Origin of the sequence: Lewinella sp., assembly GCF_050633125.1 — a bacterium.
In the GTDB taxonomy this organism is placed as follows: Bacteria; Bacteroidota; Bacteroidia; order Chitinophagales; family Saprospiraceae; genus Lewinella.
Genome location: NZ_JBOEFX010000024.1, coordinates 1 through 15,039 on the forward strand (window position 1 = coordinate 1; position 15,039 = coordinate 15,039).

The window sequence follows — 15,039 nt, forward strand, 5'->3', positions numbered from 1 at the left end:
TCGATGGTTCGATATAGTAAAATAAAAGCGGCAGTTCCTGGAAATGGGGACTGCCGTTTTTTGTTGGACCACCAGACATATTGAACGACCAGATATCTGAACCACCAAGCACTGAAGGTTTTTTTGAACCATATAAGGGATTATAAGGGCATTTAAGTGGGGGGGAGAGGGCGGTAAACCAAAAGACTGGTTAACTGGTCTTTATGTTTTTAGGGATGGAGACTGCGGAGTGAGTACGCTGCTTAATCAGGTATTCGGACAAGGGGTAGCAGTGGTATGTGCACCTTAGGAATACTCGCTTAGGAGAGGAACAAGGGTGCGCATAAGAACGGATGACCCGGTGGCCAGCCCGAAAGATGATGAATTGCTATTGATGATCAAAGCAACGAGGGCTGGGCATGGCCCCAAATGAATCATGTCTTGAGTCAAGTAAGGAACAAGGAGTCAAAGCCTATACCGAATCTGGATAAGGTAAATTCACGGATTTAGTAGATGCAAAAGTTTGCAAGTAAGCCAAGACTGCAAGGAGGCCCCAAAAGAGCGCAGCTACTTTGTCGTAATGGAGGAAGTTATTAAAAAGTCCGTGGACAAAGTAAGTGAGGAGACTAAAGAGGATACCCAGACTCAGCGTATTTTGCCAACTTGAAGGAGAGGCATAGTTGATATGGAGCACGGTCCAGAGAACGACGAAAATAAGTGTGATCCAAAGTAGTAGTGCGGGTAAGCCGGCTTCAGCGAGCAACTGGAAATACTCAGAATGTGCACCACCACCCATCCCTGCCCGATGTTTGCCGGGACTAGTAACACTGAGGCGAGTCATTTCTTCAGGGCGCTGATAGTCGAGGTAGGTGAATTGGAAAGTACCAGTACCGAAGCCAGTAATAGGGCGGTCAAGGAACATGCGCCAAGCACAACTGTAGCGATTGATGCGCTCTAAGTTGGAGACGTCGGTAGTGAGATTGGTAACAGAAGAAAGGTGCTCTAATTGGTCATCTGTCCTACCTGTGTTTTTGTTGTTGGATAGATGTGGAATAAGGCTTGGGGCAGTGAGGAGTATGCCGATGAGAGAAACTACAAAAGTAAAAAGTATGGTTTTGAAGCTTGGTTTGAATAGCTTGATAATGGCAAATAGAACAATGCTCAGGAGGCTACTTAACCATGCAGCACGAGAAAAAGATAGATAGATGCCCATAGCGAACAAACTACTGAGGGCGAGCCATAGCCAATGGCAAAGGAAGCCGTGTGTTTTGCGGTAGAAAGAAATGAGAAAAAGGCTGAAAATGGGCCCCAGTAGCAGGAGTAGGCAACTACTGTACAGGCCATGGTCAAAATAGAAGGGCCGAGCTGTAAGGACGGATGCGTCAATCCGAAAATTGTATTGAGCGTGTACCGTCCAGGCAAAAAGAAGGATAAGTAAGAAGCTGGCGGCGTACTGTTGGATAAAGCGGAATAAGCATTGTGGACGACGATCAAATAAGATGGGTAAACCGTGATAAAAGACCCACCAGTGGAGAAAGGTGATCAGAAAATATTTGGCACTCACCAAGGGGAGTGTTGTAAATATTACGCTAACAAATAGCCAAAACAACATTAATATGCTTGCAAATGTCAGCGGTTGGTGATAAAAGGAGCGACTCCACCAGCCTTGGGTGAAGAACCACAGGCCGAGTAAAACACTGATGATAACAATAAGCGGCTCACTGGGAATATTGATTTGGTGCTGGTGAAAACTGATAGGTAAGGAGAAAGGTAAGGACAAAAACAAAGCCAGGTAAGCATAGCGGATAATCCGATAGAGTAGGGGGGCTAAGGGAGTCGTTTTGAAAAGATATGGGAGGTTGCTAGAGGTTAGAGGCAGCGTAGAAGCGTGGTTGCAGTACTGAAGAAAAGCAGCATCGGATGCCCGATCTCCGTAGCCATAGACTTCGAAGGCGGGGTATTGTGATAAAATGGAAGCTATTTGTTTAGCTTTTTCTTCGCCGTAGCAATTCTTGCCTTCGATTTTACCCGTATAACGGCCATTTTGGATGGCGAAAGTTGTGGCAATGAGTTCGAATTGATGCGTTTCACACCAGTTTTTTAGCCAAATAGCGGAGGATGCTGTGAGGATGATAATCCGGTGGCCTTGCTGCTGATGCCAATGAAGTTGCTGCCATGCACCAGCATAAATCATGGAAGGGAGCTTTTGCTGGCAGAATTGCTTTCCTTTTTGTGCCAGGTCTTCTTTCGTTTTTCCGGCGTAGAAATGAGTGAATATTTTTTCTTTGAAGCGGTCATTGGGATAGCGGCCCAACAAGTACATCATCAAGTAAGGCAAATGAAGCAGAAAGCCCCAGTACAGCCCCCAGAAGCCATGCGTGTGGCGGATAAATGCCAAAAAGGAATCCTGATCGCTAATGGTGCCATCAAAATCAAAAACAGCAACCGCTGGCTGGGTGATCTGACTCATAAAGAAAGGCGTTGGAAGATAAACTCGGGAATATGGCGAATAATAAGCATGATTAGCCGCCAAGTTGGAAGCGTGTAAACAACCGATTTTTGTTGTTTGTAAGCCTTGTAGATGGTGTTTGCTACTGCCTCTGGGGTAGCCGTAAGAAAACCGGGTGTGGGTAGGTCGCCGATCATTTTGGTGCGGACAAAGCCCGGAATAACGGTGATAACCTTGACGCCTAGTGGCCGCAGGTGTTGCCGAAGGCCACTGAGGTAAGCAGTAAACCCAGCCTTGGCAGCACCATAATGGTAGTTGCTGGCTCGGCCTCGTTCTCCGGCAACGGAAGAAATGCCAATGATGGTGCCTGTTTTTCTTTGTATCATATCGGCCGCAACAATATCGAGTATTGTGACGAGGCCAGTATAATTTGCATTGATAATGCGTGTGACTTCTGCTTGGTCAGTGCGTGCTTTCTCAGGAGAACCAAGGTAGCCTATAGCAGTGAGGGCGACATCTGGTTTTTGAGGCAGCTGTTCGTAAAAAGTGGAATGATCCGCTTGATTCTCGGCATCGAAAGGGAGTGTATTCACTTGGATGTTGAAACGGATACGCAGGTCAGCAGCGAGGTGTTGCTGCTCTTCGTCGATGGTACGAGTAGCCAGTAAGAGGTCGAAACCTTCGGCGGCAAAACGGTAGGCACAGGCTTTGCCGATGTCTGAATTGGAACCAAGAAGTAATAAAGTGGGCATATAGTTACAGGTCAAATAAACGCTCTGATTGCAAAGATCGGAATATATGGGGAGAATGGAGGACAGCTTCAGGATACATCTTTTGAAAGGCCGCGGCCGGGAGCCTTGCATCCTTGGTGAGGTAGATGCGGCCGCTGTGTTGGATCACAATCTCGTCGAGCAGATGAAATAAGTCGAGCACCTTGGAGCTGTATTTGAAATCAATGGCCAACGAGTAGCCAGGCATAGGAAAGTCGGTAGCAGCATAAGGAGTGTGCTCGCCCATTCTTTTGAGTACGACTAAGTAAGGGCAAAGACGCGATGCCTTTATCGCCTCCAATACGGCTGTGATGCCATCTGTGGAAGAAGAGAATGGCAGCACGAATTGATACTGCAGCAGGCCTCTTTTTCCATAAAGGTTGTTCCAATGCTTTATAGCATCTAAAGGGAAGAAAAAAGAAGCGTAATGCTTGATGTGCTGCACAGACTTTCGATTGCTCCAGCGGTAGTAGAGGTTGTTTAAACGTAATACAATAGGTTGAAGTAACCATGATGGAACAATACCAGGAATACTAAGTTTGGCAGGAGGATGGACTTTCAGAGGATTAGGCATGGTTTGTGACGCCAAATCCTGGCGGGTACATGGCTTGCCGGTATGAAGTACTCCTCGTCCAAGCTGATTGCCAGCGGCAAGGCCATCCATCCAGGCAACCAAATAGGGCTGAGCGTGGTGCTGTTCGAAAAGCTCGAAAAGGTGGGATAGGGAAGTGGCCAGGTATGACTTCTGTTGGTAATAAGTCGTCTCTATTTTGGATAACAGCAACGTTGCTTCTAAGACAATACCCGTTGTGCCCATTCCGCCAATGGTGTTTTTAAACAGCGTTTCGTTTTTTGTTCTGGAACAAAGCAATAGCTGTCCATCAGCAGTGAGCAACTTAAAAGACTGTACATGATTGCCAAAGGCGCCAGCATGATGATGGTTCTTGCCATGTACGTTGGCAGCTATAGCGCCACCGATGGTGATTAGCCGTGTGCCAGGAACGACTGGAAGAAAAAGCCCTTTAGGAACGAGTACCGACAAGAGGTCCTCTAACAATACGCCGGCTTGAAGGCGGATAGTCCCTGATACTTCGTCTAACTGTAAAAGCTTGTTGAGCTTGAGGGTAGAGCATACGTTTTCTTGTAGCGCACTATCGCCATAGCAGCGACCATTGCCACGAGGGATGACAGCTTGCCCACTAAGTTGATTCAAGGTTGAACCAACTGTTGAGTAAGAATCAGCAAGGTGGAGGTTGGCGTCGGAGAACGGGTATTTACCCCAGTTGTATAATTTCATTCAGATGTTAAAATAAATTACTCATTTAAAATTTTCTCCCTATTGTGTTTCTGAAAAACAAAAGAAATCTAAGACAAATAGCGCAAATTTTGTACGTGTTTTATTAAAAAAAATCAGTGCAACTCCGCTTTCCGCTTTGATCTGTCAAATCCTTGCCTGTTCGGCTGTGTCTCAGGGGCAGGCAGGCGCGTCCGATCAAGCTAAAGTAGGGTAGGAGGTCGCTTTTACATTTACTACTGCACTTGCAATTCATTATAAAATCGCTTCTCTGTAATGGCCGCATACTGATAGGCCTGCGACTGAAATTGCTTGAAAGAAGCATAAACCCGGGCAGAGAAGGGGTCTTCTTCCGTAAGCGTTTGCAGCACTTCTTCTGTGAGTGTGCGGAAACGTTCGATAACCTCTTTGGGGAACTGCCGGAGTTCTACACCTTTTTCTACCAAGCTGCTCAGTGCTTCTGCGTTGCGCTTTTCCATTTCCATCCAGCACCACAGGTGCGTATGGTAGGCTGCAGAGCGGATGATCGCTTGTAGATCAGCGGGGAGCTCGTCAAATTTTTCCTGATTTGCGAAGAATTCGAGTGCCGTGCCAGGTTCGTGCCAACCGGGCGTATAGTAATATTTAGCAATCTCATGAAAGCCCATCTGGGTATCGTGATAAGGGCCTAGCCACTCTGTCGCATCAATGACGCCGCGTTCAAGGTTGGAATAAAGCTCACTTCCGGGCATCAGCACCTGAGCGCCACCAGCGGCATCGAATACGCGGCCGCCTAGCCCTGGGATACGCATTTTTAATCCTTGAATATCCTGAAGGCTGTTGATCTCTCGGTTGAACCAGCCGCCCATTTGTACACCGGTATTTCCACCGAGGAAGGGTACAACGCCAAATTGTGCGTAAAGCTCTTGCCACAGCTCCATACCACCACCGTTCATGATCCAAGCAGTATGCTGAGCGGCATTCATGCCAAAGGGGACGGAAGCAAAAAACTGTGCTGCCGGAGCAATGCCTGCCCAGTAATAGCCAGCACCACAGCCCATTTCGGCTCCGCCAGAGCGCACGGTCTCGAATGCCTTCAAGGGAGGAGCGAGTTCACCACCACCATAAACAGTAATTTTCATCCGCCCAGCCGACATGGTTTCTATAAGGCTTGACAACATCTCGCAAGCATCCCCCAAGACAGGGAAGTTGGGCGGCCACGTAGTCGTCATCTTCCATTCGTACCTTTTTTGATCAGCGAGGGTGGGGGAGCCACCACCTTTTTGGGCATTCATGTCTCCCGTAAGGGCACGAATAGCAAAAGGCAGAGAAATAGTGCCTAGTGCCAAGGCTTTGAATATCTTTCTTCGGTTAGACATAGCTTATTTTTGAACGATATAAGGGTATAGAAGATAATATAGGATTTTTCTTTATCACTGCCTTAAGTGGTTTAAATTACCTCCCCCAATGATAATAAAATGTTGGATAAAAACCCTAGTTTAGCGACGACAGTTATTAATCCGTCGTTACTTAGCACAAACGAAAATCCAGCATGTCAGAAACGATTTACGATGTAATTATAGTAGGTTCCGGAGCAGGCGGTGGTATGGCTACCAAAATGCTGTCGGAAGCAGGATTGAAGGTGGCGCTGGTGGAAGCTGGCCCTTACTTTGACCCGAAAGACCCTACGACGATGACCCAGATGAAATGGCCCTGGGAATCTCCTCGGCGAGGAGCCAGTACTAATCGCGCTTTTGGTGATTACGACATGTCTTGGGGCGATTGGGAGGTGGAAGGCGAGCCTTATACCCAGCAAGAGGGCACCGACTTTATGTGGTGGCGCTCCCGTATGCTGGGCGGTCGGACCAACCACTGGGGACGGATATCATTGCGCTTCGGGCCGGATGATTTTCAACGAAAAGACATTGATGGACTGGGAGACAACTGGCCTATCACTTATGAGGAAATCAAACCCTATTACGACCGACTGGATAAGATGGTAGGCGTTTTTGGTTCTAAAGAAAACCGACGTAATGACCCAGATGGATTCTTCTTGCCAGCGCCTAAGCCACGCTTGCACGAGCTTTACTACATCAAAGGCGCAAGAAAAGCAGGCGTAGATGTTATCCCTGCCCGTCTGTCGATATTGACAAAGAAATTGAACAACGACCGTGGGGTATGTTTCTATTGCAGGCAGTGCAATCGTTCGTGTAAGGTTTATGCGGATTTCTCTTCAAGCTCAGTCTTTATCATTCCAGCGCTTAACGGCACTGGCCAGGTGGATTTATATGTAAACAGCATGGTGCGTTCTGTGACCACTGATGCAGAAGGAAAAGCAACCGGGGTATCTTATATTAATAAAATAGATAGGAAAGAATATAAGCTGAAAGGTCGCTCTGTCGTTTTGGGAGCCTCTGCCTGTAGTTCTGCCCGTATTTTACTGAATTCCAAAAGTCCACAACACCCCAATGGTCTTGGAAATAGCAGTGATGTGGTAGGACGGTACTTGCATGATTCTACCGGTGGAGGAAGAACTGGTTTTATTCCTGCATTGATGGATAGAAAAACGGATTACAATGAAGATGGGGTAGGAGGAATGCACGTCTATTCCCCTTGGTGGCTCGACAACAAGAAGTTAGATTTCCCCCGTGGTTATCACATTGAGATTTGGGGAGGGCTGGGTATGCCTGCCTACGGCTTTGGTTTTGATGCTACCGCTTTTAATGAATACATTGGCCTGGAAGTAGGCGGCTATGGCGATAAACTGAGAGATGATGTGAAGCGGTTTTATGGTGCTGCTATCGGTTTTGGCGGCAGAGGAGAGTCTATCGCTCGAAAAGAGAACCGCTGCGAATTGGATCCTACTGTCGTCGATCAATTCGGGATTCCGGTACTCAAGTTTGATTACCAATGGTCGGATTATGAGCGTTACCAAGCCCGCCACATGCAGGATACTTTTGAAGAATTGATTCATGCCATGGGCGGGCATCCCGTTGGGGATAAACCAACCAAGGAGCAGGATTGGGGCCTGCTGAAGCCAGGGCAAATTATCCATGAAGTGGGTACTACCAGAATGGGCAACGACCCTAAGACATCGGTGACCAATAAATATTGCCAGTTACATGATGCAGACAATGTATTTGTTGTAGACGCAGGACCTTTTGTAAGTCAGGCTGACAAAAACTGTACCTGGACCATTATGGCATTGGCCATGCGGACTTCGGAATATATTGTAGAGCAGTACAAAAAACGGAACATTTAAGTAACAGCACGAAAAGAAACTATGAAAAGAAGAGAAACACTAAGGACCTTATTGGTCGGAACAATAGGAAGTGCGGCTTTACTAACCGCAAGTGGCTGTGATCCAGATGCTTCTGGTGCTGCCAACCTGGAAGTAGGAAACAATGACAACGGCTTATACGGCCGTACCCCCGCAGAAATAGAGCACGATGAAGAGGTAAATGCAGAGATTTATTTGAATGAACATGAGCTGGCTTCTATTGCCGTTTTGTGTGATATCATTTTGCCGGCTACCACCACGGCTGGGTCAGCAACCGACGCCAAGGTGCCGGACTTTATAGATTTTATCGTCAAAGACCTTCCTGACTTACAGTTGCCTATCAGAGGCGGATTGATGTGGCTTAACTATGAAGCCAATCGACGATTTGGCAAGGACTTTATTACTTGCCTGCCGGAGGAAGAGGTGCAAATTATTGAGGATATCGCCTATCCTGATCCGGAGGAACTTCGGCCCGACATGGCTTATGGAATTACTTTTTTTGACCTTATGCGCAATCTGACCTTAACGGGGTACTATACCACCAAAATGGGCTTGGATGACCTAGGATATACCGGGAATTTTGCCAATGTATGGGATGGCGTACCCGCAGAAGTACTCGCTGACCACGATGTAGATTACGACGAAGAATGGCTGGCGAAATGTGTGGATCAAAATGAGCGAATGACCATTGCGGAGTGGGATGAAGATGGGAATTTGTTGACTTGATGTTTTTTTATCACATAGACACAGAGATTCTTTTCAACACATAGCCACATAGTTTTTGATTGTATTATTTTTGTGTTCATTTTCCCCTAACCAATACCTTGTACCCTGTACAAAGTACCAAGTACCTAACCAAATTGGAAGCATATCTAGTAGCGGGCGTTCGTACCGCTTTTGGCAAGTTTACAGGAACCCTTTCGCCCGTTCGCACCGATGATTTAGGCGCAATTCCTATCCGTGAATTGGTCAAGCGTTTTCCGCAAATTCCTCCAGCGTTGTATGATGATGTAATCCTTGGTTGTGCCAACCAGGCAGGAGAAGACAACCGCAACGTTGCCAGAATGTGCCTCTTGCTTGCTGGTTTGCCTTTTGATGTTCCAGGAGAGACCGTGAATAGGCTTTGTTCATCTGGTTTATCCGCAATCTCACACGCGAACAGGGCCATCAAAGCAGGAGAGGGGGACCTCTTTATTGCAGGTGGCGTGGAACACATGACTCGTGGCCCGTGGGTGATTTCCAAAACATCCAAGCCTTTTGGTCGTGATGCCCAAATGCATGATAGTAGCTTTGGCTGGCGCTTTGTCAATCCCAAGATGCAGGAGCTTTACGGCACCGATGGTATGGGCGTAACTGCTGAGAATTTAGCAGATTTGTACAATATCAGCCGAGAAGATCAGGATTTATTTGCTTACAATTCCCAGCAGAAAGCTGCTGCGGCCCAAGCCGCCGGGCGTTTAGCAGAAGAGATTGTGCCTGTGAGCATTCCTCGCCGCAAGCAAGATGATCTTGTGTTTGATCAGGATGAATTCATTCGTGCTGGTACCACAACCGAGATATTAGGAAAATTACGTCCAGCTTTCCGTAAAACGGGTGGCACTGTTACCGCAGGAAATGCCTCTGGTTTAAACGATGGAGCTGCAGCAGTATTGGTAGCTTCCGCAAAAGCAGTGAAAGAATACGACTTACAACCATTGGCCAAAATTGTTACTTCTGCTGTTGTTGGTGTAGAGCCTCGCATTATGGGTATTGGCCCAGTAAAAGCTAGCTTAAAAGCCCTACAACGAGCTGATTTAACACTTGCGGATATGGATATCATCGAACTTAATGAGGCTTTTGCTGCTCAAAGCCTGGCCTGCATTCGTGAACTCGGTTTGCAGGATGATGACCCACGCATCAACCCCAATGGCGGTGCTATCGCTATTGGTCATCCACTAGGCGTTTCGGGCACAAGAATTGCACATACCGCTGCGCTGGAGCTCCACAAACGAAATGGAAAGTACGCCCTGGTGACCATGTGTATTGGGGTAGGACAGGGGTACGCCATGATCTTGGAGAGGGCGTAATCTGCCGGTTTTAAACCATATAAGCGTATAAGAAGGTACCAACCAACAAGGTAAATTCGTGAATTTACCTTGTTGGCTGGTGGTTACTCAAGGTCTGGTGGTTACCTAACCACTGATAGGTCAATAAAGTGTTCAAAACATTAAGATGAAGTATTACCTGACGTTACTAATCTCTGTTACCTTCTGGAGCCTACACGCTCAATGCCCCACTGGTGATGTTATCCTTATGAATCAAGCTGAGGTAGATGCATTTGTGGCTACTTACCCTGACTGCACCGAGATCAGCGGGTATTTGCAAATTGGAAGTTATGAAGAAAGTACGGACATTTCCGACATTTCCGGCTTAAGCAGCCTAACGAGTATTGCCGAAGGCCTTGACATTCTTTTCAATAATGGCCTAGTAGATTTAAACGGCCTACAGCACCTGACAACGATTGGCGGCCGCCTCTTTATTGCTTTCAATCCCAGTTTGGCCAACCTGGACAGCTTAGCGAATCTGCTTTCTCTTGGGAGAGGACTCAGTATTGAATCAAACAATACCTTGGCCGACATTAGTAGTCTGAATAATTTGACTTTTATTCCCGGACCACTTAGTATTGCCTCTAATGATGCGCTCACAAGTCTGGAAGGATTGGACAATGTGATCCATGTGGACGGCTTACTGAGTATTATGGATAATGATGGTTTGATAAGTATTTCCAACCTAGGAAATCTCACCTCGATCAATGGAACGCTAACGATTAGGTTCAATGCAGTACTTGCGAGCCTGAATGGCCTGGAGAATATTGATGCGACCAGTATTTCCGGACAAGGACTAGTCATCAGGCTTAACCCTCAACTCTCCGTTTGCGACATCCAAAGTGTCTGTAACTACATTGGGGTGGAAATGAACCCAGCTGATATTTCGGGCAACGCCGACGGTTGTGTTACCCGTACGGAAGTAGAGATGGCCTGCCCGGCTATGTGTCCGGAAGGAGATGTTGTGCTTCCTACTCAAGCGGAAGTAGATGCTTTCGTAGCTACTTATCCCAACTGTACAACGATCAACGGTGACCTACAGATTGGCCCTAATTCTGGATCATCGGACGTTACCGACCTCAGCGGATTATCGGCCATCACTGATGTACATGGAGACTTGCATATTTTCTTGACATTAGGCCTAGCGAATTTAGAAGGTTTAGCGGGCATCCAATCCGTAAGTGGTTGGATACGGATTGAGGGTAACGCTGTCTTAGCAAATGTAGATGCTTTATCCGGCATTAACACGCTGGCTGGAGACTTGAGAATTGGCTACAATGAGGCTTTAACAAATTTGGACGGGCTGTCCAACCTTACTACTGTCGGGGGAAATCTGTTTATTACCAGTAATGCCGCCCTCACGAATTTGGATGGACTAGCAAATGTCACGGTGGTTGGTGACAATCTGGGGATCAACTCGAATGCAGCCTTAACCAATGTGTACGGACTATCCGCTGTAGATTCGGTAGCTGGTAATCTGGATATTTCGACCAACGCTATGCTTACGGATATCAGCGGCATTGCTGGCGTAACGTATATCGGTGAAGATTTGAAGATTACGGAGAATGATCTCTTAACGGAAATTACAGGTCCGTTTGCTGTTGATTTCATACCAAGATCCTTACTAATTTTTTCCAATCCATTGCTAACGAGCTTAAGTGGATTATCATCTATTACGGGAGTGGGAGAGGACCTGCGCATTAATGACAACTCCTCTTTACCTGCTTTGAGTGGTCTGGAAGGCATCAGTTCTGTGGGCCAAAGTCTGAATATTAACTCCAACGACAATTTAACCGATTTAACAGGCCTGTCCGGTATCACTTCTGTAGGTTTGAACCTCTATATAGGGTTAAATAATGCCTTAACCGATTTAAGTGGTCTGGAGAATATTACCACGGTAGGTCTAAACCTGAAGCTCTTCAATAACGAGGTTCTGACTAACCTAAATGGGCTATCGGGCATCACAACGTTGGGCGGAGAATTAAGCCTGTTTAGCAACGAAACGCTCGCGGACATAAGCGGGCTGGAGAATATTGCCGCCAATACCATTACTTCCTTGGAGATTGTCTTCAATGATGAGCTTTCGGACTGTGCCATTCAAAGTATCTGTGATTACTTGGCGGTAGCGGAAAATGAGGCTTCCTTTCTTAGCAATGCCCCTGGTTGCCAGATTCGTACCCAAGTAGAAACAGCTTGTATTGTGCCGACCACTGAAATTTCTGCAACAGACATTGAACTATTCCCTAATCCCACCATAGGCCCCCTACAGCTGCGCAATGTCAATACCGAACGAGTAGAGGTATTCAACGCGCAGGGGCAGCAGGTAGCCAGCTACCGTTCACCTGGTCAGGAATTGGATTTGAGTGCTTTGCCCGCCGGTGTGTATTACTTACAGCTTATTGAGGCAAATGGTGCGTATGTAGCGCGGGTGGTGAAAAGGTAAAAAAACAGTACACCAGGTGGCAATAGCATTGATCCACTTGGTGTACTATCCATTTTAGTTGAATTTTATAATCTTTTTGCGAATTATTCCTTCTGAATGCATTAATTCGATTACATAAGCACCACTTGGAAATTCACTAATATTGATCGTGGTTTGCTCAGCCTCAATTAGACCGGAGTATACTTTGCGGCCATCGCTGTTATAGATGCTGTAGTTCGTAGCTTTTAAACTACTTGGTGTCTTAAGAAGTAGTAAATCGCGTACAGGGTTAGGAAATAGCATGATTTCGGCATCAATCTGTTCATTTACACCAACTATGGTAATATTGACACAGGCTGAGGTTGCTACGCAACTGCCTTGACTAATGATGACTGCATACTCTCCACTGCTAGTTGGTGTAAATAGGGGAGAGGTTGCTCCTTCAATGGAAGCTCCACTAATGCAATCTATCCATTGGAAGGTAGAATTGACGCTATCGGCTTGTGCCTGTAGCGTATTCTCCAGAACAAGAACATCGATATTGACGGCACAGAAGGTAGTACAATTTGAGGTCGCTGTACATTCACCTTGGCTGATGATTACGGCATATTCACCACTTTCTAGCGGACTGAAGGCAGGGCTGGTTTCGCCTGTAATTGCAGCTCCGGTGCTACAGTCAATCCATTGAAAAGTAGAGAATTCTGGATTTGCTAAAGATTCCAGGTTAGTAGCTGTAACAACCAGACTGGTATCTACAGCACAATAGGTGAAACAAGGAGAAGTAGCAGAGCAATCGCCACGGCGGATAATTACACCATATTCCCCACTCATAGGAGGGGTGAAAGTCGGGTCGGTTGCTCCCGTAATCCAGGATCCATTTGTGCAAGTGTACCATTGGAAGGTAGTATTCATGGTATCAGCTACCGACTGTAGACTACCGGCTTCATTTATGATAACTGTTTCATCAATACCTTCTACGCACATGAGCCGGCATAGCGAAGTCACGGAGCAGTTTCCATCGGTTACAACAACGGCGTAGGAGCCATCTGTGGTAGGTTCATAGATTGATTCTGTAGCGCCTTCAATTGGGCTTTGATCATTGCAGTTGATCCATTGAAAGGTAGCAGTGGGAGAGTCTTCATCTGCAATTAGCAAATCTCCGAAACGGTCTACCCAATCATTGACGGGGCAGATACTAATGCATTCGGAGGTGTCTACACAAGCCCCATTTTGGACAATTACAGCGTAATCACCGCCGAGTTCGGGGGAATAAATAGCACTCTGCTCACCTTCTATAAAGGAGCCGTCGCTACAATCGATCCATTGATAGGTGGAACTTGCTGCGACTTCTAAAGACTGCAGACTTTGATCCTCCATTTCGACCTCGGCATTTACACCACATGGGCCCAGTTTCACGACCCAAAAGTCATAGTCGCCGTGTTGACCCGTTACATCTCCATTGTCCGACGCCGTGCGCCCGGCAATAATATATCCGTCATCGGGGGTCTGTTTGACAGAGAAGGAACGATCATCCTCGGTGCCACCATATTCTTTTTGCCAATCAAGCTCCCCATCCGGATAGAGCTTCATGGTCAAAAAACGCTTATCACCGGCTGGCCCTATGCAGCCGGTGATGATGTAGCCACCATCAGTGGTCTCCCGAATAGCGCCAGCGATGTCATATGAATATCCGCCGTAGTTATTTTCCCAATTGATGGTTCCATCCGCGTTTAGCTTAACCACCCATAAGTCGGTGCCGAGTGGATTTCCCTCCACGTCACCATCCGAGGATCTTGCTAAACCAGCTACCACGTAGCCACCATCGCTGGTTTGCCGTACAGCGTAACCCTCGTCGAAATCCGTGCCTCCCAGGGCTCTTTCCCACTCCAGTACACCCTGATCCGATAGCTTTACCACCCAGGAGTCAAAGGAAAAGCTGGCACCTGTGTGAAAGCCGCTTACGTCACCATCATTAGATCGGGTTCTGCCCGCTACGATACAACCTCCATCGGTGGTTTTGTCCAAAGAAAACGCTAGGTCATCGCGAGATCCACCAAAGTGATTCTCCCAGACAATATCGCCCGTAGGAGATAGCCTTACTACCCAATAATCAATACCACCATAATTACCACTAACATCGCCATTGCTGGATTGCGAACCACCAGCCACGTAGTAGCCGCCATCGGCCGTCTGCTCAATGGCATAACCAAACTCACTACCGCTGCCTCCCAAGGTTTTTTCCCACTCAATACTTCCGCTTGAGCTCAACTTCAGCACCCAATAATCACTGAAGCCCTCAAGTTCACTCACTTGCCCATCTTCTGAACCTGTATCGCCCATTACGACATAGCCACCGTCCATGGTTGGTAATACATCACGGGCTGTTTCATGCTGGCTTCCTCCGTATGTGGATTCCCAATCCAACTCACCACTAGCTGTGAGTTTAACCACCCAAAAGTCTCGCCAGTTAAAGTTATCAGAGATATCACCATCTTCAGAGCGGGAGCTACCAACGACGATATAACCGCCATCCGGACACAGCTCTACATCGTATGCTATTTCTTCAGCACTACCACCGAGGGCAATTTCCCATTCGATATTAGGCTGCGCATGAAGCGTGAATAGTATTGGAAGCATACTAAAAAGTAGTAGGAAAGAACGAAAGTAGAACATGCTGATTATTTTGATGCACGAAGTTAATTGCATAAGGGGGATAAAGGTGAGCTATCAGTGAAAAAATAGCTGGATTAACTAGAGCTCCAATGGAGCATTACGATAAATC

The 15,039-nt window shown here is 46.9% G+C and carries 9 protein-coding genes; 4 read left to right on the forward strand and 5 right to left on the reverse strand.

Features of this window, described 5'->3' with window-relative positions; genetic code table 11:
* Positions 1-451: 451 nt before the first annotated feature.
* The 4 genes from ACRBG0_RS07135 to ACRBG0_RS07150 form a co-directional block, all read right to left on the reverse strand.
* The gene (locus ACRBG0_RS07135; RefSeq protein ID WP_431486218.1) at positions 452-2,449 is read right to left on the reverse strand and encodes an HAD-IB family hydrolase; all 1,998 of its coding nucleotides are present in this window, start codon (positions 2,447-2,449) and stop codon (positions 452-454) included.
* Positions 2,446-3,180, reverse strand: coding sequence for an SDR family oxidoreductase (locus ACRBG0_RS07140; RefSeq protein WP_431486219.1), 735 nt, complete (start codon positions 3,178-3,180; stop codon positions 2,446-2,448). Before ACRBG0_RS07140 ends, ACRBG0_RS07135 begins: the two co-directional genes overlap by 4 nt.
* A 4-nt stretch (positions 3,181-3,184) precedes the next feature.
* Positions 3,185-4,495 (reverse strand): FAD-binding oxidoreductase, encoded by a 1,311-nt coding sequence (locus ACRBG0_RS07145; RefSeq protein WP_431486220.1) that lies wholly within the window; start codon positions 4,493-4,495, stop codon positions 3,185-3,187.
* Positions 4,496-4,728: 233 nt separating this feature from the next.
* Positions 4,729-5,850 carry a TRAP transporter substrate-binding protein gene (locus ACRBG0_RS07150; RefSeq protein ID WP_431486221.1) on the reverse strand — a complete coding sequence of 374 codons (1,122 nt, stop codon included), beginning with the start codon at positions 5,848-5,850 and terminating at the stop codon, positions 4,729-4,731.
* A gap of 173 nt (positions 5,851-6,023) precedes the next feature.
* Here ACRBG0_RS07150 and ACRBG0_RS07155 point away from each other — a divergent pair, with 173 nt between their 5' ends.
* The 4 genes from ACRBG0_RS07155 to ACRBG0_RS07170 all read left to right on the forward strand — a co-directional run bounded on the left by ACRBG0_RS07155 (position 6,024) and on the right by ACRBG0_RS07170 (position 12,278).
* On the forward strand, positions 6,024-7,733 hold the full coding sequence (locus ACRBG0_RS07155) for a GMC family oxidoreductase (protein WP_431486222.1): 1,710 nt from the start codon (positions 6,024-6,026) through the stop codon (positions 7,731-7,733).
* A gap of 21 nt (positions 7,734-7,754) precedes the next feature.
* Positions 7,755-8,477 carry a gluconate 2-dehydrogenase subunit 3 family protein gene (locus ACRBG0_RS07160; RefSeq protein WP_431486223.1) on the forward strand — a complete coding sequence of 241 codons (723 nt, stop codon included), beginning with the start codon at positions 7,755-7,757 and terminating at the stop codon, positions 8,475-8,477.
* Between the two features lie 134 nt (positions 8,478-8,611).
* Positions 8,612-9,817 carry a 3-oxoadipyl-CoA thiolase gene (gene pcaF / locus ACRBG0_RS07165; RefSeq protein WP_431486224.1) on the forward strand — a complete coding sequence of 402 codons (1,206 nt, stop codon included), beginning with the start codon at positions 8,612-8,614 and terminating at the stop codon, positions 9,815-9,817.
* A gap of 145 nt (positions 9,818-9,962) precedes the next feature.
* Positions 9,963-12,278 (forward strand): T9SS type A sorting domain-containing protein, encoded by a 2,316-nt coding sequence (locus ACRBG0_RS07170; protein WP_431486225.1) that lies wholly within the window; start codon positions 9,963-9,965, stop codon positions 12,276-12,278.
* Positions 12,279-12,332: 54 nt separating this feature from the next.
* Here the strand turns inward: ACRBG0_RS07170 and ACRBG0_RS07175 are convergent, their stop codons facing one another.
* Positions 12,333-14,930, reverse strand: coding sequence for a T9SS type A sorting domain-containing protein (locus ACRBG0_RS07175; RefSeq protein ID WP_431486226.1), 2,598 nt, complete (start codon positions 14,928-14,930; stop codon positions 12,333-12,335).
* Positions 14,931-15,039 lie beyond the last annotated feature (109 nt).

Excerpts from the sequence above, each read along its gene's own strand:
- ACRBG0_RS07135 (WP_431486218.1), bottom strand. The coding sequence starts at position 2,449 with ATGAGTCAGATCACCCAGCCAGCGGTTGCTGTTTTTGATTTTGATGGC.
- ACRBG0_RS07175 (WP_431486226.1), bottom strand. The coding sequence starts at position 14,930 with ATGTTCTACTTTCGTTCTTTCCTACTACTTTTTAGTATGCTTCCAATA.
- ACRBG0_RS07160 (WP_431486223.1), top strand. The coding sequence starts at position 7,755 with ATGAAAAGAAGAGAAACACTAAGGACCTTATTGGTCGGAACAATAGGA.
- ACRBG0_RS07145 (WP_431486220.1), bottom strand. The coding sequence starts at position 4,495 with ATGAAATTATACAACTGGGGTAAATACCCGTTCTCCGACGCCAACCTC.
- ACRBG0_RS07150 (WP_431486221.1), bottom strand. The coding sequence starts at position 5,850 with ATGTCTAACCGAAGAAAGATATTCAAAGCCTTGGCACTAGGCACTATT.
- ACRBG0_RS07155 (WP_431486222.1), top strand. The coding sequence starts at position 6,024 with ATGTCAGAAACGATTTACGATGTAATTATAGTAGGTTCCGGAGCAGGC.
- ACRBG0_RS07140 (WP_431486219.1), bottom strand. The coding sequence starts at position 3,180 with ATGCCCACTTTATTACTTCTTGGTTCCAATTCAGACATCGGCAAAGCC.
- ACRBG0_RS07170 (WP_431486225.1), top strand. The coding sequence starts at position 9,963 with ATGAAGTATTACCTGACGTTACTAATCTCTGTTACCTTCTGGAGCCTA.